The 25298-nt window shown below is 35.7% G+C and carries 20 protein-coding genes; 18 read left to right on the forward strand and 2 right to left on the reverse strand.

The features are described from left to right. Nucleotides 1-96: 96 nt before the first annotated feature. From BW926_RS08005 to gldG, 10 genes are all read left to right on the forward strand, one after another. A complete protein-coding gene (locus BW926_RS08005) occupies nt 97-2565 on the forward strand; it encodes a beta-mannosidase (RefSeq protein WP_076445983.1) in 2469 nt (822 codons plus the stop codon). Between the two features lie 240 nt (nt 2566-2805). Beyond that, nucleotides 2806-5253 (forward strand): replication restart helicase PriA, encoded by a 2448-nt coding sequence (gene priA, locus BW926_RS08010; RefSeq protein ID WP_076445984.1) that lies wholly within the window; start codon nt 2806-2808, stop codon nt 5251-5253. 160 nt (nt 5254-5413) lie between these two features. Beyond that, entirely contained in the window at nt 5414-6880 is a 1467-nt protein-coding gene (gene dacB, locus BW926_RS08015; protein ID WP_076445985.1) for a D-alanyl-D-alanine carboxypeptidase/D-alanyl-D-alanine endopeptidase, read from the forward strand. An 85-nt stretch (nt 6881-6965) separates the two neighbouring features. After that, nucleotides 6966-8894, forward strand: a complete 1929-nt coding sequence (locus BW926_RS08020; protein WP_076445986.1) for a M1 family metallopeptidase — start codon at nt 6966-6968, stop codon at nt 8892-8894. 192 nt (nt 8895-9086) lie between these two features. Further along, nucleotides 9087-9752, forward strand: a complete 666-nt coding sequence (locus tag BW926_RS08025) for a hypothetical protein (protein ID WP_076445987.1) — start codon at nt 9087-9089, stop codon at nt 9750-9752. A 152-nt stretch (nt 9753-9904) separates the two neighbouring features. Further along, entirely contained in the window at nt 9905-11101 is a 1197-nt protein-coding gene (kbl, locus tag BW926_RS08030) for a glycine C-acetyltransferase (RefSeq protein ID WP_076445988.1), read from the forward strand. Nucleotides 11102-11285: 184 nt separating this feature from the next. After that, nucleotides 11286-11765 (forward strand): hypothetical protein, encoded by a 480-nt coding sequence (locus BW926_RS08035; RefSeq protein ID WP_143756521.1) that lies wholly within the window; start codon nt 11286-11288, stop codon nt 11763-11765. 9 nt (nt 11766-11774) lie between these two features. Continuing rightward, nucleotides 11775-12326 carry a CopD family protein gene (locus tag BW926_RS08040; protein WP_076445990.1) on the forward strand — a complete coding sequence of 184 codons (552 nt, stop codon included), beginning with the start codon at nt 11775-11777 and terminating at the stop codon, nt 12324-12326. A 100-nt stretch (nt 12327-12426) separates the two neighbouring features. Further along, nucleotides 12427-13155, forward strand: a complete 729-nt coding sequence (locus tag BW926_RS08045; protein WP_076445991.1) for an ABC transporter permease — start codon at nt 12427-12429, stop codon at nt 13153-13155. Between the two features lie 4 nt (nt 13156-13159). Then, nucleotides 13160-14830, forward strand: coding sequence for a gliding motility-associated ABC transporter substrate-binding protein GldG (gene gldG / locus BW926_RS08050; protein ID WP_076445992.1), 1671 nt, complete (start codon nt 13160-13162; stop codon nt 14828-14830). A gap of 556 nt (nt 14831-15386) precedes the next feature. Here the strand turns inward: gldG and BW926_RS08060 are convergent. Further along, a complete protein-coding gene (locus tag BW926_RS08060) occupies nt 15387-15815 on the reverse strand; it encodes a DUF4268 domain-containing protein (protein ID WP_076445994.1) in 429 nt (142 codons plus the stop codon). Between the two features lie 130 nt (nt 15816-15945). On the opposite strand from BW926_RS08060, the gene BW926_RS08065 reads away from it, so the two are divergent. Continuing rightward, nucleotides 15946-16353 (forward strand): RrF2 family transcriptional regulator, encoded by a 408-nt coding sequence (locus tag BW926_RS08065; protein ID WP_076445996.1) that lies wholly within the window; start codon nt 15946-15948, stop codon nt 16351-16353. Between the two features lie 375 nt (nt 16354-16728). Next, complete coding sequence (locus BW926_RS08070; RefSeq protein WP_076445998.1) at nt 16729-17019, forward strand: putative quinol monooxygenase; 291 nt, start codon at nt 16729-16731, stop codon at nt 17017-17019. Nucleotides 17020-17155: 136 nt separating this feature from the next. On the opposite strand, the gene BW926_RS08075 is transcribed toward BW926_RS08070, so the two are convergent. Beyond that, entirely contained in the window at nt 17156-17962 is an 807-nt protein-coding gene (locus BW926_RS08075; protein ID WP_076446001.1) for a T9SS-dependent choice-of-anchor J family protein, read from the reverse strand. Between the two features lie 95 nt (nt 17963-18057). On the opposite strand from BW926_RS08075, the gene BW926_RS08080 reads away from it, so the two are divergent. From BW926_RS08080 to BW926_RS08105, 6 genes are all read left to right on the forward strand, one after another. Then, a complete protein-coding gene (locus BW926_RS08080; protein ID WP_076446003.1) occupies nt 18058-20160 on the forward strand; it encodes a TonB-dependent receptor plug domain-containing protein in 2103 nt (700 codons plus the stop codon). A 12-nt stretch (nt 20161-20172) separates the two neighbouring features. Then, nucleotides 20173-21291, forward strand: coding sequence for an HmuY family protein (locus BW926_RS08085; protein WP_076446005.1), 1119 nt, complete (start codon nt 20173-20175; stop codon nt 21289-21291). Between the two features lie 23 nt (nt 21292-21314). Continuing rightward, nucleotides 21315-22193 (forward strand): heme/hemin ABC transporter substrate-binding protein, encoded by an 879-nt coding sequence (locus BW926_RS08090; RefSeq protein WP_076446007.1) that lies wholly within the window; start codon nt 21315-21317, stop codon nt 22191-22193. Then, the gene (locus tag BW926_RS08095) at nt 22177-23220 is read left to right on the forward strand and encodes a FecCD family ABC transporter permease (protein ID WP_076446009.1); all 1044 of its coding nucleotides are present in this window, start codon (nt 22177-22179) and stop codon (nt 23218-23220) included. Before BW926_RS08090 ends, BW926_RS08095 begins: the two co-directional genes overlap by 17 nt. After that, entirely contained in the window at nt 23217-23987 is a 771-nt protein-coding gene (locus BW926_RS08100) for a heme ABC transporter ATP-binding protein (protein WP_076446012.1), read from the forward strand. Before BW926_RS08095 ends, BW926_RS08100 begins: the two co-directional genes overlap by 4 nt. A gap of 120 nt (nt 23988-24107) precedes the next feature. Beyond that, complete coding sequence (locus BW926_RS08105; protein WP_076446014.1) at nt 24108-25136, forward strand: hemin-degrading factor; 1029 nt, start codon at nt 24108-24110, stop codon at nt 25134-25136. Nucleotides 25137-25298 lie beyond the last annotated feature (162 nt).

Raw genomic sequence — 25298 nt, forward strand, 5'->3', positions numbered from 1 at the left:
ATAAGATTTGAAACGTTGGATATTACTTGGAAGAATCTGCATTTTTTAGCATTTTCTTTAAGATTAATCAAAAAATTAAAAGTTTAAACAACTTCGATGACAAAATCCATACTTTTTATTTTACTTTTCATTCAAATTTTAATTAGTGCCCAATTTTCCGAGCGGAATTTATCCACCGAAAAATGGCAATTCAAAAATGCCAAAGAAAATAAATGGCTGACCGCCACGGTCCCGGGAACAGTTCATCTGGATTTGATGAAAAATAAAATCATTCCTGATCCTTTTAAAGATGAAAATGAAAAAAAAGTGCAATGGGTTGAGAATGAAGATTGGGATTATCAGACGAGTTTTAAAATATCTCCAAAGGAACTGGGAAATCAGAATATTGATTTGATTTTTAATGGGTTGGATACCTTTTCGGAAATTTATTTAAACGGAAGGTTGTTGATTAAAACAGATAATATGTTCAGAAAATGGGAAATCCCTGTTAAGGTATATCTGAAAGCGGGTGATAACTTGTTGTTGGTAAAATTCAAATCTTCAGTAAATGTCGGGAAAGAGCTGGCAAAGAAAGTTCCTTTTACCATACCGGAATCGCCGAGAAGCTTTGTGAGAAAAGCACAATATCAGTTCGGGTGGGATTGGGGCCCGAGATTGGTAACGGCAGGAATCTGGAAAAATGTAAAGCTTGAATTTTGGAAAAATGCAAAAATTAATAATGCAAAAATTGAGCAAAGATCTTTATCCGGTCAAAAAGCGGATCTTATGATTTTTACGGAAATCAAAGCTGATAAAGAAGGAAATTATTCATTGTGTATCAATGATAAAATTAACAATATTCAATTGAAAAAAGGAAAAAATACAGCTCAGTTTCCTTTTACGATTAATAATCCAAAACTTTGGCAGCCAAACGGCTGGGGCGAACCCAATTTATATGATGTAAAAATTTTGCTGCAAAAAGATACAAGAACACTGGCTGAAAAAAATGAAAGAATTGGTTTAAGAACGATTGAATTAATTCGGGAAAAAGACGAAAAAGGAAAATCTTTTTATTTTAAAGTAAACGGAAATCCCATGTATGCTAAAGGCACGAACTGGATTCCATCCGACAGCTTCACACCCAGAATTACGAAAGAAAAATATCAAAAGCTTATCAAGGACACTAAAGATGCCAACATGAATATGATCCGTGTCTGGGGTGGCGGAATTTACGAAGATGATGAGTTTTACAAGGCTTGCGATGAAAACGGAATTCTTGTCTGGCAGGATTTTATGTTTGCCGGAACTTTTTATCCGTCAGATGAAAATTTTCAACAAAATGTTGAGTTTGAAGTAAAAGATCAAATCGAAAGGCTCCAAAATCATCCGTCTTTAGCTTTATGGTGCGGAAATAACGAAATTGATGAAGCAATTGTCAATTGGGGATATCAAAAGCAGTTAAAATATTCAAAAACAGATTCTTTACAAGTTTGGAAAGACTACAAGAAAATTTTTCATGAAATCATTCCAAATGCCATAAAAAAATATGCGACAAATGACAAATTAATATATTGGCCAAGCTCGCCTTCCATTGGTTGGGGGCATAAGGAAAGCCTTACAGAAGGAGATTCTCATTATTGGGGAGTTTGGTGGGGTGAGCAGCCATTCGAGGTTTTCAACGAAAAAGTTCCAAGGTTTGCTTCGGAATATGGTTTTCAAGGGATGGCTACCCTGGAAACAACGAAAGCTATGTTTTCAGGAATACCTGATTTAAGCTTACAAAATGGCACAATCAAAGCACACGAAAAGCATTCCAGAGGTTGGGAAATTATTGATAATTATATGAAAAGGGATTACAAAATTCCAACTGATTTTGTGAAATATAACTACATTTCTCAATTGCTTCAGGCCCGCGGGATGCAGATTGCCATTGAAGCGCACCGTCGCGCAAAACCTTATAATATGGGATCTTTGTACTGGCAGCTAAATGATTGTTGGTCAGTGGTTTCATGGTCTTCGATTGATTATTTGGGTAATTGGAAAGCGCTGCATTATCAGGTTAAAAGAAGCTTTGAAAATATTTTAATTTCTGTAGAAGAGAAAGAAAAAACGTACGATATTTATTTTATAAATGATTTATTAACCGATCTCGATGGTCGTTCGAAAGTGGAATTGGTAGATTTTAACGGAAAAATTTTATGGTCAATTAATGCGGCGAATGCTCTGGAAGCCAATTCATCACGAAAACATTTTGAAATAGAAAAAGCAGATTTTGCAAAATTTGATTTATCGAAGGTTTTCTTAAAAATCAGCTTTAACAATAATGAGCATAATGCAGAAAAATTATTCTATTTCAATAAGCCAAAAGATTTAAAACTTCCAAAACCTGAAATTAAAATAAGAAAAATATCCCCCACGGAAATTGAAATTTCTACAGATATTCTGGCCAAAGATATTTATCTGATCGGGGATACCCATTTTAGCGATAATTTCTTCGATTTATTACCAAAAACTTCGAAAAAAATTACGCTTTCAAAACCTTTAGAAAAAATTGAGGTAATCAGTTTGTTTGATACGATGAATTAATTATGCTTTCAATGTTTTTTAGAAGCTATTCCAGCTTTCCGCTATATCTTTTGGGTTACGGCCTTCGCTTCGCTCCGGCCGCAACCCAGAAGGATGCCGCTGCAATCCGGGCTAGGATGTTAGTGCTGGTGGTTTCGAGTGCCTCAGCTACCTAAGAAATGGCAGTATGTTCTCAATGATGAAAGCAAAGTATTGCAGTTCTGTAAAGAAAAATCTAATTTTACACTTTAAATATTTCTCTTGAACTACGCCCAAATCGTTTTACCATTAAATTTAAAAGGTTCTTTCACTTACAAAGTTCCCGAAGAATTACAGTCTGAAATTCAGCCTGGGATGCGGGTTTTGGTGCCTTTTGGAGGAAAGAAAATCTATACGGGAATAGTCTTCGAGCTTCACGGGAATGCTCCGGAAAACTTTATAGTCAAAGAAGTGATCAGCATTTTGGATGATAAACCAATTCTGCCGAAGGAGCAAATTAAGTTCTGGAACTGGCTTTCAGACTATTACTTATGTAGTCTGGGTGAAATTTACCGTTTTGCCTTTCCATCTTCCCTGAAGCTTGAGAGTGAGACATATCTAAAATTAAAGCCAAATATTACGGTAGACTTTGAAAACCTGGATGTAAATGAAATGTATCTTATTCAGGCACTGGAAGTTCGCCAGCTTATTAATTTGACGGATATTGAGGCTTTTATTCCTAAAAAGGATATTATTAAAACCATCAATTCACTGATTGATCTGCAGTATATCGAAATTGATGAAAAAATTGCAGAAAAATATAAGGCTAAAGAGGTTGCTTATGTTAAAATTAATGACGAAGTTTTAAAAAATAAAAACTTTACGGAGATTCTTTTAACACTAAAAAGATCTCAAAAGCAAAAAGAGCTTTTTCTTGTCATTCTTGAAAAAAAGACGGAAAATCCTGATCTTCATATTAAAAAATCTGAGCTGTTTGAGGATGGATATTTTGCCGGTTCTCATTTTAAAGCTTTGGCAGAGAAAAACTTGGTCGAAGAATATTACATGCAAAAAGACAGGATTGAAAGCTATGAAGGAGAAATTGAAGAAATCGAGAAGCTTTCCGAGTCTCAAAAAATAGCAAAATCTGGAGTGGATGAAGCTTTTGCAGAAGGAAAAAATGTGCTGCTTCACGGGGTGACTTCTTCCGGAAAGACGCACATCTACTTAGAAAAAATTGAAGAGAGCATTCAGGAAGGGAAAAACGTTTTGCTCTTACTTCCTGAAATATCTTTAACCAAGCAGATCACGCAAAGATTAGAAAAAAAATACGGCAGCCAGTTGGGATTTTATCATCAGAAGCTCACTGATTTTGAACGCGTTGAAGTTTGGAAAAGAGTGAGGCAGAACGATATTAAAGTTCTTATAGGTACTCGTAATGCTTTATTTTTACCATTTCAGAATCTGGGATTAATCGTTGTGGATGAAGAGCATGATTCTGCATACAGACCGCGGGAGGTTTTACCTTATTTTAATGCAAAGGATGCTGCCCTGGTCTTTGGAAATTTTTATGAAGCTAAAGTAATTCTGGGATCTGCAACGCCTTCAGTTGAAAGTTATTACAATGCCCGGAAAGCTAAATTAAAATATGTTTTCATTGAGGGGCGTTTCGGAAATGTAAGGCTGCCAGAATATGAATTGGTTAATCTTAAAGAAGCTCAGGATTCCAAAAAAGCCTCCGGGAATTTTTCTTTACGGTTGATTGATGAAGTTAAAAAAACTTTAGAAGAGAAAAATCAGATTATTGTACTTCATAACCGCCGTGGTTATGCCAATGTCGTAGAATGTGAGACCTGCGGCTATGTAAACTACTGCTCCAATTGTGATGTTGTGATGACATATCATAAATCTTCCAATGAAATGAAATGTCATTACTGCGGCCAGAGAGCTTCCAAACCGAAGATCTGCCCAAAATGTCATTCTGAAAACCTTAATGAAAGAGGAGTGGGTGTGGAGCAGATTTATGAAGAAATTTCAAAATTATTTCCTGAAAATGAGGTAGATAGAATGGATGTGGATTCTATGAGGAAGAAATTTGCTTACGAAAAATTATACGAAAAAATTGAGGAGAGAGAAACGGATATTATAGTCGGTACTCAGATGATTTCCAAAGGATTAGATTTTGATCATATTGAGTTGGTAGCCATTCCGAAAGCTGACTCTTTATTATATGTACAGGATTTCAGGGCAGAAGAAAGAGCGTATCAGCTGATCACTCAGGTGTCTGGAAGGGCGGGAAGGGTTTCCGGGAAAGGGAAAATCCTGATTCAGACTTTTAATCCGGAGCATTCTGTTTTTCAATTAATTAAAATGAATAATCCGGCAAAGATTTACAAATATATTTTAACAGAAAGACAGAAATTCCATTATCCGCCATTTACTAAATTAATCATGATCGAGCTGAAGCACAGAAGAGAAGATAAGGCCAGCCGCGCTTCTCAGTTTTTAGGATCCATTTTTAGAAAATATCTTCCGGAAGACTGTGTTTTGGGTCCGGAAAAAGCTCAGATTGCAAGACTTAATAACCTCTATCAGTTTCAGATTATGCTTAAACTTCCTCGCGGAAAAAAATATGAAGAGTATAAAAAACTGGTTTTGATAAGTTTAAAAGAATTTGACGAAATTACTGCTTATCAAAGCATTAAAAAAGTCATTTTTGTAGATTTTTAACAATTTTTAACAAACTTTATAGTGTTTTATAACTAGCCTCCGAACTTACTTATAGCAATATTTTCTACATTTGACCGTTGATTATATGTTTGGAATTTTAATTTTCAATTTAACCCGTTGATTTTTACTTTATCCAAACAATAGCAAAATGAAAAAATAGATGGTAAATTTCAGAAGATATATTTCAGGTTTGACGGTACTGGCTTCAGGGTTTTTCCTTGCACAGACTACCGTTTCTACAGTTCTATATTCTCCGGCTTACGACAATCAGAAAAGTTTAAACTTACCTTCTCCCATCACTTCGGCGGTGGAGAAAACTATTTTGTCGGCTAAAGAACTTGTAGACATTAATGTAAACACAATGATGACTGACCCGGTGCTCAAAAACGCAGACTGGGGATTCGTAGTGTATGACCCTAAAACGAAGAAAATAATCTCTTCGTACAACGAAAATACTCCTTTGGTTCCGGCTTCTACAACAAAATTGCTTACCACTGAAACAGCAATGAACCTGTTGGGTGAGAACTATCGTTGGATAACCCAGTTGGAATATTCAGGAAGTATTGATGAAAATGGAGTTTTAAATGGAAATCTTTATGTCGAAGGAAGCGGTGATCCGTCTTTAGGAACGAATAAGGCAGGGGCCTGGTCTTACAGAGACATCATTTCAGATTTCATCGGTGGGCTTTCCCGTGAAGGTATCAAAAAGGTAAATGGTGATATCATCATTCAGACAGCGCTTTTCAAAGGTAATATTTCAAAACTTCCGGAAAATGTTGTTTGGTTAGAAAATAACAACTATTATCTGCCTGCTGGTACCACAAACGGAATCAACCCGGCCAACGAAAAGCTGATCGTAAAAGGAAACAGCTTTTCCGGAAATAAGAAGTTTTTCTATGTATCTCCTTACAACAAACAAATGGTATATGCCGATAAATACGAAGGTGATGCTATTTTAACGACAAAATTACCGGAGGCGCCGGCTTATCTGGCCAATTCTTTTAGAACTACTCTGGTAAAAAGTGGAATCGGAGTAACAGGAAAAGTAATTTCTAAAATGACAGACGCCAGCCCTGAAAATAGAAAACTGGTTTCAGCATATAAATCACCTACTTTAAGTGATATTATTTATTATACTAATCAGCACAGTGATAATGGCTTAGCGGAAGCATTGTTGAAAACTGTAGGATTCCAAAGCTTAGGCGATCAGACTGCTGAATCTGGAAGAAGAGTGGTAACCGAGCATCTTAAAAATGAAGGTTTCGATATGATGGGCTTAAATTATATGGACGGAAGCGGGCTTTCAAGGAGCAATAACGTAACACCTATCTCTCAGGTAAAATTTTTAACTTCATTAATGGATGAAAAATATTATAAGACATATTTTAATTCACTACCGGTAGGAGGCCAGTCCGGAACATTGAAAAGAATGTTCATCGGGACAGGAAACGGACAGGTTTTTGCTAAAACAGGAACTTTAAATAAAGTAAAAACCTTGGCAGGATATATGAAAACAAATACAGGGAAGACTTTAGTTTTTTCGTTAATGGTTAATAATTATGCAGGATCAGTAGATATGGTGAAGAAAAGAATGGAAAAAATTCTGGAGCCTGCATTAGAATTATAGAATTATTAAAATTTTATTAATAAAAAGACCTTTTAATCAATGATTAGAAGGTTTTTTATATCTTTGACGCTTATACAACTTGAATATGAAGAAATTTTGTTTTTTGATTTTGGGCATTCTGATATTCCAACAAGTTTTTGCTCAGAACGATAATCTTGAAAAGAAAGGTTTGATTTCCAAAGAAATGAAATCTTTTACTAATAAAATGGCAGTCGGAAACCTGAACCCGAATACGCAGAACTATGACCTTCAGTACCAGAGAATGGACGTCACTTTGAATCCTCCAACATACAATATTACAGGTTCGGTAACCTCCCATTTTAAGCCTAATCAAAGTATGAGCAGCATCTATTTTGATTTAGCCAATACATTGACGGTTTCTCAGGTTCAATATCATGGAAATATGCTTGTTTTTCAGCAACTTCCGACAAAAGAAGTGAGGATTGATTTTCAGAGTGCTTTACCTGCTAATGTTTTGGATTCTTTAACGATAACTTATTCCGGGCCTCCTGCAACGGATAATGATGCTTTTAGAGCGGGAACTCAAAACGGAACTCCGATAATCTCTACTTTAAATGAACCTTATGGAGCCCAGGACTGGTTTCCAACGAAACAGAGCATGAATGATAAGATCGATAAATTTGATTTTAAAATCACGACACCTTCTCAGTACAGTGTTGCAGCAAATGGAAAATTCATGTCTGAAACAAATCTTCCAAACAATCAGAAACTGACTTTCTGGAGAACAATGTATCCAACAGCTGCTTATCTAATTGCTCTTTCGATTACAAATTTTGTAAAATTAAATGACACGATGGGAAATCCTCCGTTTCCTTTTGTAAATTATATTTATCCTACATCACAAGCCAATTCGACGATTATGTCTAATATTAATTGGACTAAAGATGTGATGAATACTTTTGAAACCTATTTTGGTGCATATCCTTTCAGGAATGAAAAATACGGACACATGGAATATCAGTACAATGGAGTTTGTATGGAACATCAGACAATGTCCTCTATGAGCTCTTGGGGAAAAGGAACAATAGCGCATGAGCTTGCTCATCAATGGTTTGGAGATAAAGTAACTTGTGGAGCCTGGAACGATATATGGCTAAACGAAGGCTTTGCAACTTTTGGAGAACATTTGGCCAACGAAAAACTATTGATGACCAATGCTCAGTTTATGGCTTACTTATTGGATCAGAAAAATTATGTTACAAGTGCGCCGGGAGGAAGTGTTTACGTTGCTGATTCTAATTTGAGTAATATAAATTCTATTTTCAGTGGAAGATTATCATATTCAAAAGGTGGATATGTTTTGAGGATGTTGAAATGGATTTTAGGAGATACAGCTTTTTATCAAGCAATTCAAGATTATCATTCAAGACCGAATCTGGCATATAACTATGTTAAAACCCAAGATTTCAATACTTCGTTGCTTCAGTCAACAGGGATTAATTTTACAGAGTTTTTCAATGATTGGATCTATGGTGAAGGATATCCCACTTACAATATCAGGTGGAAACAAAATGGAAATACACTTACCATAAAAGCCATACAAACACAAAGCAGCCCGACGGTAAGTTTTTTCGAAATGCCGTTACCCATAAAAGTGAACGGAACTGCCGGTCAGGTTGCATACTTTGCTTTAAATAATACAATGAACAACCAATATTTTGTTCAAAATGTAGGATTTCCTGTTGCAAGTATAGAATTTAATTATGAATATCAGATTTTAGAGAAAAGTTCAACCGTAACTCAGGACAACACATTAAGTAGCATAGATATAAACAAAGAAGAGTTTGCCTTATATCCGAATCCGACAAAAAATGAATTGAATATTAAAGGAATTAATAAACCAACTGATTTCTCTATTTATTTCACTGATGGAAAATTAGTAAGTAAAGGAGCTTACCAGCCGGAAAAACCAATCAATATTTCAGAATTGGTTCCTGGAGCTTATATTTTTAAAATTAATGACAAGAATATTAAGTTTATTAAAAAATATTAATTTCTAGATTTAATAGAAGTTGTTAGATAGAACTATTAATATTAAAATATTAAATTAATATTTTAATTTGATTTTAGCTTTTTATTAAAAAATACAAATAAGCCTGCTCTAGCAGGCTTATTTGTATTTTTTGATTTGTGTTTTTTTGTATTATATTTGGGCAAAAATTAACTTTTTTAATAAATACAAATTATGAAAAAACTAACCCTATTAGCTTTTATAGCTTCTTCTGCATTTGGATATGCGCAGGTTGGAATTAACACACCAACACCTCAAAAAACTTTACATGTAAACGGCGCCGTTCAACTTACAAATGAATTGAGTGTAGGAGGAAACGCCAAAACTGCCGGATCAGCCGGAACAGCCGGGCAAATCCTTTCTTCAAATGGTCCGGGGGCAGCCCCAATGTGGATAAGTGGTAATGCACTAAAATCTGCTGTTCTTGGAACCTTAAATAATAGCTCAGTTACTGTAACATCAAACAAATTGATTGGACATTCAATAAAATTAACCACTGGAAGATGGCTGATATATGTGGGGGAATTATTAGAATCCACTGATGCAAGTTCCTCAACAGATAATATGTGGACGAGACTTACGATTAGCAGTAGTAACAGCGCGATATCTACAACAGGATTTACGCTTTTAGGCAGCAAACTTGTGTCTGGCTGGCTGGCACCGTCCATAGCAAGTATTGGCGCGTATAGTATGCTGACAGGTGTCATTCCTATCAATGTTACGAGCCCTTCAGTTGATATATATTTATGGATTGCAAATTGTGATGTTGTTGGTACCCCTCCTGCGACAAAAGTTGGTAATAATGGAGAAAATTATTTCTTTGCCGTACCGGCCAACTAAGAAGCTTACTCAAAGGATTAATTAGAATTTATTATTTTCCATATAAACTTAAATTCTAAAGACTCATTCAAGGATATAATAAATAATACAGCTGTTTCATAAAATTGAAACAGCTTTTTTTATTAAATTAGCGCATCCAAAAATTACTAGAAATGATCTCTAAAAAGTATCTTGAAAATTTACAGAATGAACTACAAAATATTGATGACGACGGGCTTTACAAAAGAGAAAGAATCATCACTTCCCAACAAAGCGCAGAAATCGAAGCCAACGGCAAAAAGCTACTGAATTTCTGTGCCAATAATTATTTGGGATTATCAAATCATCCGGAAGTCATGAAAGCTTCCCAAGATATGATAGCGTCTCATGGCTACGGAATGTCGTCTGTACGTTTCATCTGTGGGACTCAGGATATTCACAAGCAATTGGAGCAAAAAATTGCAGACTTTTTAGGCCTTGAAGATACGATCCTTTATGCAGCTTGTTTTGATGCTAACGGAGGTGTTTTCGAACCTTTATTTACAGAAGAGGATGCTATTATTTCTGATGAATTGAATCACGCTTCGATTATTGACGGAGTTCGTCTGTGTAAAGCAGCCAGATACCGTTATAAAAACAACAATATGGAAGATTTGGAAGCGCAGTTAATTGCTGCTTCAGAGAAAAATCATCGTTTCAAAATCATCGTTACAGACGGTGTTTTCTCTATGGACGGAATCGTTGCGGACCTGAAAGGTGTTTGTGATCTTGCAGAAAAATATGATGCTTTGGTAATGGTTGATGATTCTCATGCCACAGGATTCATCGGGAAAACAGGTCGTGGAACACATGAAGCGAATGAAGTTATGGGTAGAGTAGATATCATCACTTCTACGTTAGGAAAGGCTTTAGGCGGTGCTTTAGGCGGTTTTACTTCCGGTAAAAAAGAAATCATCGATATGCTGAGACAGCGTTCAAGACCTTACTTATTCTCCAATTCACTGGCTCCGGGGATTGTAGGTGCAGCATTGAAAGTTTTAGATATGATCTCTGCAGACACTTCTCTTCGTGATAAGGTGATGGAAAACGCAGAATATTTCAGAGCAGAAATGAAAGCCAAAGGCTTTGATATTCCTGATGGTGACGCTGCAATTGTTCCGGTAATGCTTTATGACGCGCCTTTGGCTCAAAAAATGGCAGAAAAGCTTATGGATGAAGGGATTTACGTAATCGGATTCTTCTATCCGGTTGTACCGAAAGGAAAAGCGAGAATCAGGGTACAACTTTCTGCGGCGCATACAAGAGAGCATTTGGATAAGGCGATTGCTGCTTTTGAAAAGGTTGGAAAAGAATTGGGCGTAATTTCTTAGTTTTGAAATTATTATAAAATATGGATGCTTCGACAAGCTCAGTATGACATCGCTACAAAAACATAGTTAAAATACCAGTTAGTATTAGAGTTGTCATGCTGAGCTTGTCGAAGCATCTCTCTCTTAAAATTATCTTTTCAAATCAAAGGAATTTTATTTTTAAAAATTATTTAAAAACTTATCTTTGCGCATAATTTTCAATGAAATGTTTTTTAAATCCAAGTATATAATTGAATTTTCAAAACCAAAAGAGGAAATTTTAAATGATATAGACAAAAATTTATCTAAAAAATTCTTTGATTGGAACAAATGTTTCGCAGGAAAGGTATCTGAGAATAGTTTTGACATTAAGTTTTCTTATGATAAAATGTCTCCTTATTTTAAGGGAAAGTTTGTTGCAAAAGAAGATAAACCGGAAACTATTGGATTAACCGTATATCATGGTTTTTTTTCCATTTTTGGAAATATTTTTGGAACAATAGTTATGTTGATATTTGCAATCGTACTTTTTCAGCAGGAAAATTATTTTTGGATTGCTGCGATAATCATTTATATTTTGATTGTTTTATCCAGTCGTGTTCGGGTTAATAACGCAAAAGATAATTTTTTTGAATATTTAAAAAAACTAGATACTTATAGTAAAATTATTCCTGGTAAAAAATAGAATTAATTCATGCTTTACACAATAATAAAAGCACTACATATCATCTTTATGGTAAGCTATTTTGCGGGAATTTTTTATCTCGTGAGAATTTTTGTCTATTATAAAGATACCGACGAATTTACGGAAGAGAAAAAGAAAATTTTAAGGGAACAATACACCTTCATGGCCCGAAGGCTCTGGAATATCATAACGGTCCCGGCCGGAGTTATTATGGCTGTTTGTGGATTAACTCTGATTTTTCTGAATCCTGGTTTAATGAAAATGCCTTGGTTTCATTTAAAACTGACATTCCTGATTGGTTTGGCGATTTATCATTACTGGTGTTGGAAAAAAGTGTTAAAGCTTAAAGAAATCAACGGAAATACTCTCGAAACGGCCAATATAAAGCTAAGGCAGGCGAACGAAATTGCAACTTTCATTTTGTTCCTAGTTGTTTTTACCGTGATCCTGAAATCTCAGGTTATTGAATATTGGTGGCAATTAATCACTGGATTTTTCGTTCTGGTATTTTTGATCATGATGACTGTGAAATTGGTTAATAAAAAAAAGAAAAATAAATAAAATTATAAGTTATGAATGATGGGTTATAAGTTGGTCAAATAGAACTGAACAAGTAACCAAAAACTCATAACTAAAAACCTATAACTCATAACTAAAAAAAATGCTTGCAATTTTAAAAAAAGAACTTTGGGGTTACTTCGGAAACTGGAGCGCATGGGTAATCATTGCGGCTTTCAGTCTGATTGCGACTCTTTTTCTGTTTTTTTTCGACAACGATTCTAATATTTTCGAAATCGGGATGGCTTCTTTACAAAGTTATTTCGTTTTGGTTCCCTGGTTATTAATGTTCATCATTCCGGCGCTTTCGATGAAAACTTTTGCGGAAGAGCAGCAGACCGGAACATTAAACTGGTTATTCTCTCAACCTTTGAAAGTTTCGGATTTGGTATTTGGGAAATTTCTTTCAGTTTGGATCGTTGGGATTTTATGTTTGATTCCTTCGTTGATTTACCTTTATACCGTATATGTTTTAGGCGTTCCGGCCGGAAATATTGACTTGGGAATGACCTTCGGGAGTTATATCGGTTTAATTATTTTAATTGCAACATTTTCGGGAGTCGGGATTTTGGCGTCTTCGCTTTCTCAAAACCAGATTATGGCTTATTTGCTGGGCGTTTTCATGTGTTTCATCATGTATTTTGGAATCGAGCAGCTGGCAAGCTATAAATTATTGGGAAGTGTAGACTTTATTTTGCAGAATATAGGTTTTTATCAACATTTTTTAGGCTTTACACGAGGCCTTATTGATTTTAAGGATGTTGCTTATTTTGCTTTCATTATTGGTGTTACATTAGTTTTGTCCAATCATTTTATTAATAAAAAGAAGTAGAATTATGAAGAAGATACAGTTTAAGTCTCCGTTAGCAATTTTACTTTTCGTAGTATTGCCATTGGTGATTATTTTGGCAGTTTCAGGAATCAGGTTGGATTTAACCAAAGAAAAAAGATACACTCTTTCTGATAACACAATCAAAGTGTTGGAATCTGTAAAGAAGCCTTTAACCGTTGATGTTTATCTGGAAGGAGATTTTCCGGCAAGTTTCAAACAGCTCCAGAGCGAAACAAAATTCATGTTGGAAGAATTCAGAAAAATTAATCCGAAAATTGATTTTAAATTTATTGATCCCGTAAAAACAAAAATGTCTCAGGACACTTTGATGGCAATGGGAATGCAGCCTTCCGTACTTCCTGATATTAAAGATGGAAAGGTTTCGCAGATCTATTTGTTTCCTTATGCAGTTGTAAAGTACGATAAAAGGGGAGTTTCAATTCCTTTAGTAGTGCAGCAGAATGGATTGGATGCCGACCAGCAATTAACAAAATCTATTGAAAATTTAGAATATAATCTTGTTTCAAACATTAAAAATATTGCAGCAAGTAAGAGAAAGAAAATCGGAATTCTGATCAATCAGGATGAACTTAACCCAAAAGAATTCGAAGGTTTTATGCAACTGGCAACGGAAAGCTACGATGCAGGACCGATTATCCCTAAAAATCAAACGGAACTGACTTTAGCTGACATTCCAGCCCTAAAGCAAATGAGCGCTTTAGTGATTGCAAAGCCAAGAAAAGCTTTCACAGATAACGAAAAAGTGATCCTTGACCAATATATCATGAATGGCGGGAAAACACTTTGGATGATCGATGCTGTAAATGCAGAAATGGATACGCTGATGAGGTCTCAAAAAGTAATGCCTTTCCCTGTAGACATTAATATGACAGACTTTTTCTTTAATTATGGAATCAGGATCAATCCGGCTTTGGTAAAGGATGTGAAAAAGTTTGCTTTATTGAGGCTGGTTACCGGAGAAGTGAGCGGAAATCCTCAGTATACAAGTCTTCCATGGCCATATTATCCGCTTGGAATTGCAGAAAAAAACAATCCGATCACGAAAAATATCAATCCTGTAAAGTTTGAATTCCCGACTTCAATCGATACCTTGGGCGGAAGAAAAAATATTAAAACCAATGTTCTTTTTGAATCAAGCGAAAGAACGTTGTTGAAGCAGGTTCCAAATTATGTTGATTTAAAAGAAATTTCCAGCGTCGACAGCCTTGGACAAATGGAAAAACCAAGTACTCCAAAAATCTATGCAGTATCTTTGGAAGGGAAGTTCAATTCGGCTTATGCATCAAGAATTGAAAGAAAATCTTACCCGAATTTCAAGACTTCAAGCCCTGAAAACAAAATGATTGTAATTGCTGACGGAGACGTAGGCAGAAATAAAGTTCTGAAAGGTGAAGCACTGCCTCTTGGAGTAGACTTGTTGACGAACGAACAGTTTGGAAACGAACAATTCTTGAGAAATGCATTAGACTATCTTTTGGACGATAGTAATTTAATGGAACTACGAAACCGAAACATCGAAGAAAGGCTTCTTGACCGACAAAGAATCACCGAAGAAAAAAGCAACTGGCAGTGGTTTAATTTGCTGCTTCCTTTAGTGATCATCGGAGTTTTAGGAGGGTTGTTCTTCTGGTTGAGGAAGAGGAAGTTTGGATAGAATATCGAAAAAGAGGCTGCCTCAAAAGGTAAAATAATGCTCTGAAAGTCTCCTAAATGACAAAGGTTGTCAGGCAGGATCCCGAGAGAGTAGTACTTTTTGAGACAGCCTCTTTTTATTTTGTATTTCGCTTTTCATAAATCGTCTTAATTGGGTTTTGTCTTATATCAAAAAACGTTACTGATAATAATGTATTGACAATCCACTTTATAAATTTATAAATAATTTTATAGTTGCTGTTCAGAACATATCTAGTTTTTCAAGATGTAATTCTAGTTGATATTATTTAGGATTTGAATTACCTGTTTTTTTTGATTCAAGGAGAATATACTTTTTCGCACTTTTCCGGGTATGATTCGCAGCAAAGGTCTCCAATAATTTAAGGAAATATTCATCTGTTTGGTGATGGTCTTTACAGAAAGAATTCCATTTTCCAACAAGTTTTCTGCCTTCAAAATATAGTAAAGATCTTCCTCAAACTTATCATTAAGCTCGTAACTTGTTTTTTTCGGGATCAAAAACTGGCATTCATAAAAATGTTCTGCATAAACATCATTTACACATCTTTTATAAAATCTTCATATTCATAATAAAATCTTTCGAACCCGTCCATTTTCTCAACAAAAAATCTGAAGGTTTCCTGCCATGTATTTTTATTGAATATAGAAACTCCATGTTTTTCAACCCAGATTTTAGCGATTACTTTTCCATTTTCTAATGTAAAATATTCTTCTTTATTGAAATCTCTGATGAAATCTTTCAGGATATCTTCCAAAGACCAGATCTTTTCATAATAAGCATTCCTGAAAATTTCATCTTTCATTTCTATATCTAATGAAACTTCTGCTTTTTTATTATCCGCATAAAACTTGAACGACATATCTTTAATTTTTGTGTCATATAAAATCCATTTTCTGGGAAAAGACTTTCCAAAAGCCGTCCAAAATTCCTTTTTTAGCTGTTGCGCTTCTTGTTTACTGAACATAGGACAAACTTAATGATTAATAGGTAATATGACAAAGAAAGCTAAATCGTAAACGGCAAATATGTTTATTAGCAAATCGGTTTTATTTGCTCTTGTGTTATAGAAACAATTTTTTCTTATTTTTGTAAGAATGCTGTCTAAAAAATCTCAATATGCTTTTAAAGCGCTTTCATACCTTGTGAAGAAAAGGAATGATGGCCCTGTCCTTATTTCCGAAATTGCTGAGTATAAGAAAATTCCTTTGAAGTTTTTAGAAAATATTTTGCTTGAGCTTAGAAAAGCGGATATTCTGGACAGTAAAAAAGGAAAAGGAGGAGGATATTTTTTCAAAGAAAACCCTGAAAATGTAAAACTGACAAGAATTATTCGTCTCGTGAACGGACCCATTGCACTTCTTCCGTGTGTGAGCATAAATTTTTATGAAAAATGCGAAGATTGTAATGAAGAGCATTGCAGTCTGCATGATGTTCTCATAGAAGTGAGGGATGCATCATTAAATATTTTGGAAAGAAAGACACTGCTGGATTTGATCGATTGATCTGATCCTTTTTTAATAATTAGTTTACCAGTTTAATAGGATAATTATTTTATTAGATATTTGCAGTATTTCAAATGAATAAATAATGATTTCAAAAGAAGATGTAGAATCACTGAAACAGCTTCCGGCAGAGGAGGGATTGAAATTTATTTCAAAAAAACTGTCGAAAGGGTTTGTTTTTTTAATTTCGATTGTCCTTACTTAGGATAATGTTGAGTATTTATCGCCATCGGAACGCTTGTCGTTGTCATGACTTTAATAACTATTTATAAATCTGTTTTTTAGTATAAATTCTCTTCATTGTGGAAAAATAAAAGAGTGAAATATCTTTTCTACTTTTAAAATATTTTACATTTACACCACTAAAAAAATAATATGAATCTATATGTAGTTGCTCTTTTCAGGTTCAATGAAAATTACCTGATGGAAGCTGTGGAACTTTTTCAGATTTTGGTAAGAGAAACCAGAAAAGAAGAAGGATGCCTGCAATATGACCTTATTGAAGATAAAGATAATAAAGGCACTTTTTTTATGGTAGAATTATGGGAAAGTGAAGAACATCTGAACCGTCATAATGGGCAGGATCATTTATTGAATTTCAGAAGAGATGTTGCAAAAATGCTTGAAAGTACAACATTAGTTTATAAAGGGTATAAAACTTTATAGGCTGTAAGTTTGCAGTATTCTGAAACTTACAGCATCCATTTTCTATCCTATGGCTCGAAAATAAAAGGCTGTTCACTATTGCGAGCAGCCTTTATTAGAAAAAATAGAAAGTATTAAAATTTAGATCTATTAAATCTTAATTTTTTATGAATTTTGATTTTGTCAGAGTTCCTTCAGCAGTTTCGATAAGGATATAATAAACTCCAGTCTGAAGCATGCTGATGTCAAATTTTTGTCCGTTTAATTTCCCTCCTGCCACTTTTTTTCCTCCTGCAGAATATATCTGGATATTTTTAGGATCTTTTCTCGTTACGAACTGCAAAGCCGTATTTTCCGAATTCGCGGCAAATTTGATCTCTTCTTTAGATTTTGCATTATCTGAAACGCCCAAAGTAGAAGGATTAGCATACACCACATCATCAATCTCCAATACCGTATGCGGTGCAAAAGCCCCCACAAATTTAAAAACGATATATTGAGAAGCAGATGCAATTACAGGAACAGTAATTGTCTGGAAAGCATCACCCGTTAAAGTAGTTGCATTCGCCAATGCTACGAAAGTGCTCATATCAGCAGGATTCGATGCCAGACCTACCTGTACGGATCCGGGTGCAGAACCTGTATTTCTTCTTGCTTTGAAAGTTAATGTTTTATCTCCTACCGGTGCTACGATTTGTGGAGAAATAAGGTATTGGGGAGTGTTTTGGTTACCCCCGGAATAAGCCTGAATAAAATTATCAGCAGCTCCGTTGGCTACTACGTTCATCATTGGGGGTGGATTTCCCATGGCAGTCGGATAAATGGCAGTCCATTGGTTTTGCGGAAAAACAGTTTGTCCCTGACCTTGAGTAAAACTATTAAAATTTTCATTAATTGCAGCTACTTGTGCATGAGCCGTAATAGCACCAAACATCAATGTTCCTAGAAGTAGTTTTAATTTCATATATTATTTTTATTTAGAATTATTCCACAAAAGTATAAATTTATTTTTAATTGTTCTAAATAAAATTTTATATTTGTCAAAAATTTTTTGAATCTATGAAGAAGAAAGTACTTTCCGTTCTCAGTTTATTCGGAGTTTTGTGGATGAATGCGCAGGAAAAAGATACTCTTAATCAGACGAAAATAGAAGAAGTTGTCGTTACGGGGCAATATATGCAGCAATCAATTAATAAATCCATTTATAAAGTTGAGGTCATTGATGCACAACAGATTAAAAATATGGCAGCTACCAATGCAGCTGAGGTTTTAAATCAATCTTTGAATATACAGATCACTCCGGACACAAACTCAGGAAATTCTACGGCTAATATGATGGGATTGGGTGGGGACTATGTGAAGATATTAATAGACAATATTCCAGTGGTTGGCGATACAGGATTAGGAAGTAATATTGACCTTACCAAGCTGAGCTTGAGCAATATCGAAAGAATTGAGATCGTAAAGGGAAGCATGGGTGTTGAATACGGAAATGGAGCTTTGGCCGGTGTTATCAACATTATTACGAAAAAAAGCAATACAAAAAAATTAAGTATCAGAGCAGCTTTACAAGAAGAAACGGTAAGGGATAACTACAATCTTAGGAAAAGAGGACAGGGAAGACATATTCAGAATGTAAATGTAGTGTATAATTTTAATGAAAACTGGTTCACGAATATCAGTTTCAACCATAACCAATTCATGGGGTATGAAGGTGAAAAGCAAGGTTATAAATACTTCGGGCAGGATAACCAGAGAGGATACGAATGGAACCCCAAAGACCAGTACGAAGCCAATGCGCTGATAAGATATTCTAAAAATAAGACTTCACTTTTCTATAAGGTTTCCTATTTAAATGAGACATTCAATTATTACAACCCGAAAGTCGACAGAATTCCTTTAAATGACGGTCAGGGAGGGGTTGCTTACCAAAGTTTAGACAGAAATTATAATACAGAAAGATGGCTGTATCAGTTCAATATTCAGACGAATCTTGGCCATATAAGATATATCGGGGATTTTTCTTATCAAAATCAGGACAGGAAATTCTATGATTACAACTACGACATTCCCAACCGCACAAAAGATCCAAATTATAACGAACAATCCTATTATAAAACCGATGTAATCTATTCCAGAGGAATGTTCAGCAATTTCCTTGACAGTAAAACTTTTGATTTCCAGTTAGGTTACGAACTAGATCATACCAATGGCTACGCAGCTTTAATTGCCGGGGAATTTGACGGAAATAATGTAAAGAGAAAAATCTTCACATACGGTACTTTTCTTTCCGCAGAATGGAATGTTTCAGATCAATTTTCATTAAGACCGGGAGTCAGGTTATCGGTGAGCAACAGTTTTGACAATCAGTTTAATTATTCACTTTCAGCAAGATACAAAACATCGGAAAATTCTAATCTAAGAGGGGTCTTCGGTACAGCAAACCGTTATCCGACTTATGATGAATTATTCACATATTTCGTAAATGTCAATCATGATATTCAGGGAAATCCGAATCTGAAGCCGGAAAACGGATATTCCGCAGGTCTATTCTGGGATCAGGGCTTTGATATGGGAAGCGGTTGGAAATTCAATTATAATCTGGAGACATTATATGTTGACCTCGATGATAAAATTGAAAATGTAATGGTGGTAAGGCCTTCCACTTACAAATATATGAACCTGGATAAATACAGAAGCTTATTATTCGGGGCTAATGCCAATATCGTAAAAGACCGATTTTCTTTAGGAGTAAGAACTTCCCTGAACGGAATTTCTGTTTCCAAGCAGGAAATGGATGTAAAAACTCCCAATGAATTTCAGTATAATTTCCAGGTTGGTGCTAATACTTCTTATCAGATTGAGAAAACAAAAACAGTATTCAACCTTTATTACAAATTTACAGGGCCTTCAAGAATTTATATCATTGAAAATGAAACTCTTAGATTGGCCAAAACAGACGGTTTCCACATGATGGATTTTATCGTAAGCCAGCCTTTCTGGAAAGATCGCCTTGAATTGTCTGTAGGGGTGAAAAATATATTTGATGTGACCACGATCAACAGTACAAACAGCACAGCTTCAGCTCACAATGTGGCAACCGACCGCCTGAATTTGTATTACGGAAGAAGCTATTTCGCAAGATTAATGTATCAATTTTAAAAAACTAACCTTATGAAATATTTAAAAATACTTTCCCTTTCCTTAGTTATTGCTTTGCAGTCCTGCTTTTCTGCAGATGAAGATCCTGTAGCTGTTCCGCCTGCAACCGGGGCTACGGCGGAACCTTTCGTGGGAGGAGCAACTGAGCCCAATCAGATTTGGATTGATTTAAGTGATGTTGATCCTACAACTCAGAAATTAAGACCACAGAAAACCAATCTCAGAACCGATTGGGAACTAGGATTTTACAACGGGAATGAATTCCGTGTGGTGATTAATGGAGCCATTGGGATGGCAGTAGCAAAAATTCCTAATGCCACCAATATTAATACTGTGAAAGCAGCCGATGTATCCGCTTTAACGAGTGTTGTACAAATCGGAACATTCACTGCTTCTAATCTGCAATATGTTGATAATCCGGACGGAAATTTCCTAACCCAAACTACAGGTATCGCAGAAATCAAGGTTAATGATGCAGAAAATGCCGTATATCTTGTGAATATGGGAAAAACAATCCCAACAGGGACAGTGGCAGCGGGATCAGTTTCATTAACCGGAGAATCCAGAGGATGGAAAAAAATACAGGTTTTAAGAGCTAATAACGGATATAAATTAAGATATGCCGATTTAGATGATCCCCAATATAAAGAATATACCATCACAAAAAATTCTGATTTCAATTTTAATTTTTTCAGTCTTAAAAACGGGGCGCCTGTAGAAATTCAGCCTAAAAAAGATCATTGGGATATTGCATTTACCACATTTACAAACGAAGTGTTTTTAGGCCCGGGACAAAGCGCGGGAAGCTATTTCTATGCAGATTTTATCCTCACCAATATGGTAAGCGGCGTAGGTGCCTATCAGGTGGATATTGCCTCAAACCAGACATTGGATCAGGCTTATGGTGCATTTAGATTAAGTGATGTTGATCAGTCTAAATTAATCTTCAACGATCACAGGGCAATCGGCGACAAATGGCGTACAACAACCGGTCCGAACGGTGCTCAGCCCTACAGCAACAGGTTCTTTGTCATAAAAGACGCAGAAGGATTCTACTACAAAGTAAGATTCAATGCCATGACAAAAGATGGGGTGCGTGGTTATCCTAATTTTGAATTCGAACCTTTATAAAATAAATCAAATAATAGTATATCATGAAAAAATTCATTTTGGCGGCCTCTGTTCTGGTGGCAGTATATTCATGCAAAAAAGAAACAGGAGTAAAGGCTGAAAATAATACAGAAACGTCTTCAGAAACACCAAAATCCAACAATAAAATCGTTACCCTTAACGGAGGAATTACCGAAATCATAGCGGCTTTAGGTCACGAAAAAGAAATCGTAGGAACAGACGTTACCAGCACGTATCCGGAATCTCTGAAGGCTACAGCAAAAAATCTTGGCCATGTAAGATCAATGACTATTGAGCCGATTATGGCAGTTTCTCCAACGCTGATTTTAGCTTCAGATAAAGACATCAACCCGGAATTAATGGGAAAAATCCAGGCTTCAAAAATCCAGACGGAAGTTTTTAAGCAGGAATTTACTGTTGACGGAACCAAGAAATTAATCGCAGACGTAGCAAAAGCTATCGGAAGTACAGATTATCAAAAGCTTAACGATAAGATTGATGAAGATTTAAAACAAATTCAGTCAATCACTAAAAAACCAAAAGTATTATTCATCTACGCCAGAGGAAATATGCTGATGGTTTCGGGCAAAAACACACCAATGGCCTCCCTGATCGAAATTGCAGGCGGCGAAAATGCAGTCAACGATTTTGAAGACTTCAAACCTTTAACTCCGGAAGCGGTGGTAAAAGCAAATCCTGATGTATTATTCTTCTTCACAAGCGGATTAGAGGGTGTCGGCGGAAACGAAGGGGCCTTGAAAATGCCGGGCATATCACAAACCAATGCCGGTAAAAATAAAAAGATCATTGCTATGGACGGAGGCTTGGTTTCAAGCTTTGGGCCAAGATTAGGGGAGGCTGCTGTAGGACTAAACAAACTTTTAATTGAAAACACAAAGTAAATTATACGTTTACATCATTATAAGTGCCATACTGCTGATTATCATAGCAGTATGGTCACTTAACACTGGAGTTTATGACTTCGGTGGCCAATCTGCGTTTAAAATTTTAGGAAAAATAATAAAAGGTGACCCAGGTTTGTCTCTGAGTGATAAATACGTGATTTTGGACGTAAGAGCGGCCAGAATTATCATGGCGATACTTATCGGAAGTATGCTTGCTGTTTCAGGCACGAGCCTGCAGGGGCTGTTTAAAAACCCTCTTGCAACGGGAGATTTGATAGGATTGACTTCGGGGGCAACTTTACTGGCAGCCATTGTTATTGTGTTGGGAGGGCATTTCAAGCAGTATCTTCCTGAAGCTGTGCAATTTGCATTGGTGGGTATTGCGGCATTTATCGGCTCTTTTTTATCGATGCTGCTGGTTTACAGGATATCAACAAGCGGTGGAAAAACCAATGTTGCTATGATGCTTTTGACGGGAGTTGCCATTACAGCCATCGGTTTTTCTATTACTGGTTTTTTGATTTATATTTCTAAAGATGACCAGTTAAGAGACTTAACCTTTTGGAATTTAGGAAGTTTGGCGGCCGCAACCTGGACGAAGAATATTATTTTAGGAATCGTTCTGATCATTTCATACATCATTTTATTGCCGAAAGGTAAAGCTTTGAATGCAATGATGTTAGGTGAAAAAGACGCACAGCATTTAGGCATCAATGTCGAAAGATTAAAGAAACAAATTATTATCATCACAGCGTTAATGGTGGGAAGTTCCGTTGCATTTTCGGGGACCATTGGTTTTGTAGGCCTTATTGTACCTTATATTTTAAGGCTTTTGTTTAAATCAAATTATGCGTTTATTCTCCCATTATCATCGATTTGCGGAAGTATTTTGCTGTTAATAGCCGACACATTCAGCAGAAGCATTGTTGAACCTTCGGAACTGCCGATCGGGACTCTGACGGCCTTGATGGGAGGTCCTATTTTCATCGCGATTTTAATTAAGTTCAAAAAATCATTGTCATGATAAAGGCGCATCAGATTAGTTACAAACACAAAGAATTCCATATTCTGGATTCTGTTGATGTTCATCTAGAGTATGGTGAATTTTTAGCCATTGTCGGTCCAAACGGAGCCGGAAAGTCAAGCCTGTTGAGTGTTCTTGCGAATGAGGTGAAATCAAAGCAAAAGATTTTATTTAAAGATAAAAACATAGTAGAATGGGAAATCCGGGATTTGTCGAAGCATAAGGCAAAATTTTCCCAGCACAACAGCAATGATATTCCGCTTGAGGTGAAGGATGTCGTGATGATGGGGCGTTACCCGTATTTCGATGCTCAACCTAGACAGGAAGATCATGAAGCCATGAACAGTATGATGTACGAAACAGATGTCTTTCACTTAAAAGACAGAGAATATAATATATTGTCCGGCGGGGAAAAACAACGTGTGCATCTTTCAAGAGTAATGGCTCAATTGCAGAATGAAATTGCCCATAAACTTGTTTTTTTGGATGAACCATTAAATAATTTGGATGTAAAACATCAATACAAAGCGTTAGAAATAATTAAAAATTTTACTAAAAAAGCCAATTCAGCGATTGTTGTTCTTCATGATCTAAATCTGGCGGCAGAGTTTGCTGATAAAATTTTACTAATGAAATCAGGAAAAGTTTCCGCATACGGAACCCCGGAAGAGGTTTTCACGGCTGAAAATATCAGTGAAGCCTACAATTTTCCCTGCATCATTTGTGACCATCCAATTACCAATAACCCAATGATTGTTTTTGGATAATATGAAAGACAAGATTTAAAAATATGAGCTTAAAACTTCACCAGTCCACGTGGAGGAAAAATAAAAAAAGGAAAAAAAAATAACAAAAATTATAGAATTTAACCATAAAAAAATAAAATAATGAACACATTAGTTAATGATTTAAAAGAAAAATGGGAAGCTTTAAAAGCTCAGAATCCACATATGAGAATCAGAAATGCAGCTGCAGAACTTGGAGTAAGCGAAGCTGAGCTGTTAGCAACCAATATCGGAGAAGGAGTAACTATCTTGAAGCCTGAGTTTCAGAATATTCTGACGGAAGTTGAGCAGTTAGGAAAAGTGATGGCTCTTACCCGTAATGATGAATGCGTTCACGAAAGAAAAGGAACTTATCTGAACGGCGATTTCAGCAGTCCGCACGCACAGCTTTTCGTAGGAGAAGATATCGATTTAAGAATTTTCTTAAACCACTGGAAATTTGTTTTTGCTGTGGTGGAAGGTGACAAAAAAAGCTTACAGTTTTTCGGAAAAGACGGATTGGCATTGCATAAAATTTACTTAACAAAAGACAGCAATGAAGCGGCTTTTGAACCAATTGTTGAAAAATTCAAGGCGGAAGATCAGAACCAGACGTTGGAATTTGAAACCGTAGCTCCAAAAGCTCCTGAAAAAGCAGATTCTGAAATCGATGTGGAAGGTTTCCAAAAAGCATGGACAGAATTGAAAGATACCCACGATTTCTTCATGATGACCAGAAAATTCGGGGTGAGCAGAACGCAGGCTTTGAGGCTGGCTCCTGAAGGTTTTGCTAAAAAAATCGACAACGCAAAAGTGGTAAATGTGCTGGAAGATGCTTCTGAAAAAGAGCTTCCGATCATGATTTTTGTAGGAAACAGAGGGATCATCCAGATTCATACTGGAAATGTGAAAAAAACGCTTTGGCATCAGCAGTGGTTCAATGTAATGGATCCGGATTTCAACCTTCACCTTGACGTAACAAAAATCGCTGAAGCATGGATCGTAAAAAAGCCGACCGAAGATGGTGAAGTAACGGCAATCGAAGTATTCAATAAAGAAGGGGATTTCATCGTGCAGTTTTTCGGAAAAAGAAAGCCGGGAATCCCGGAATTGCAAGAGTGGAAAGACCTTGTAGCGAATTTAGAGAAATAAATAGTTAGATAGTTTTAAGGCCGTTTTGTTTTTTTGCAGACGGCTTTTTTTAATTTAAACACGAATAGCACGAATTTTTTTCACGAATGACACAATTGATTTTGGTTAAACATTAAGTTGTTAATGGTTAAACTTAAATTAAGGTCAAAAAATAAAATTATA

The organism is Chryseobacterium sp. RU37D (genome assembly GCF_900156075.1).
In the GTDB taxonomy this organism is placed as follows: domain Bacteria; phylum Bacteroidota; class Bacteroidia; order Flavobacteriales; family Weeksellaceae; genus Chryseobacterium.

Coding starts and splice junctions, on each gene's coding strand:
- BW926_RS08005 (WP_076445983.1), top strand. CDS start 97: ATGACAAAATCCATACTTTTTATTTTACTTTTCATTCAAATTTTAATT.
- dacB (WP_076445985.1), top strand. CDS start 5,414: ATGGTAAATTTCAGAAGATATATTTCAGGTTTGACGGTACTGGCTTCA.
- BW926_RS08020 (WP_076445986.1), top strand. CDS start 6,966: ATGAAGAAATTTTGTTTTTTGATTTTGGGCATTCTGATATTCCAACAA.
- BW926_RS08025 (WP_076445987.1), top strand. CDS start 9,087: ATGAAAAAACTAACCCTATTAGCTTTTATAGCTTCTTCTGCATTTGGA.
- kbl (WP_076445988.1), top strand. CDS start 9,905: ATGATCTCTAAAAAGTATCTTGAAAATTTACAGAATGAACTACAAAAT.
- BW926_RS08040 (WP_076445990.1), top strand. CDS start 11,775: ATGCTTTACACAATAATAAAAGCACTACATATCATCTTTATGGTAAGC.
- BW926_RS08045 (WP_076445991.1), top strand. CDS start 12,427: ATGCTTGCAATTTTAAAAAAAGAACTTTGGGGTTACTTCGGAAACTGG.
- gldG (WP_076445992.1), top strand. CDS start 13,160: ATGAAGAAGATACAGTTTAAGTCTCCGTTAGCAATTTTACTTTTCGTA.
- BW926_RS08060 (WP_076445994.1), bottom strand. CDS start 15,815: ATGTTCAGTAAACAAGAAGCGCAACAGCTAAAAAAGGAATTTTGGACG.
- BW926_RS08065 (WP_076445996.1), top strand. CDS start 15,946: ATGCTGTCTAAAAAATCTCAATATGCTTTTAAAGCGCTTTCATACCTT.
- BW926_RS08070 (WP_076445998.1), top strand. CDS start 16,729: ATGAATCTATATGTAGTTGCTCTTTTCAGGTTCAATGAAAATTACCTG.
- BW926_RS08075 (WP_076446001.1), bottom strand. CDS start 17,962: ATGAAATTAAAACTACTTCTAGGAACATTGATGTTTGGTGCTATTACG.
- BW926_RS08080 (WP_076446003.1), top strand. CDS start 18,058: ATGAAGAAGAAAGTACTTTCCGTTCTCAGTTTATTCGGAGTTTTGTGG.
- BW926_RS08085 (WP_076446005.1), top strand. CDS start 20,173: ATGAAATATTTAAAAATACTTTCCCTTTCCTTAGTTATTGCTTTGCAG.
- BW926_RS08090 (WP_076446007.1), top strand. CDS start 21,315: ATGAAAAAATTCATTTTGGCGGCCTCTGTTCTGGTGGCAGTATATTCA.
- BW926_RS08100 (WP_076446012.1), top strand. CDS start 23,217: ATGATAAAGGCGCATCAGATTAGTTACAAACACAAAGAATTCCATATT.
- BW926_RS08105 (WP_076446014.1), top strand. CDS start 24,108: ATGAACACATTAGTTAATGATTTAAAAGAAAAATGGGAAGCTTTAAAA.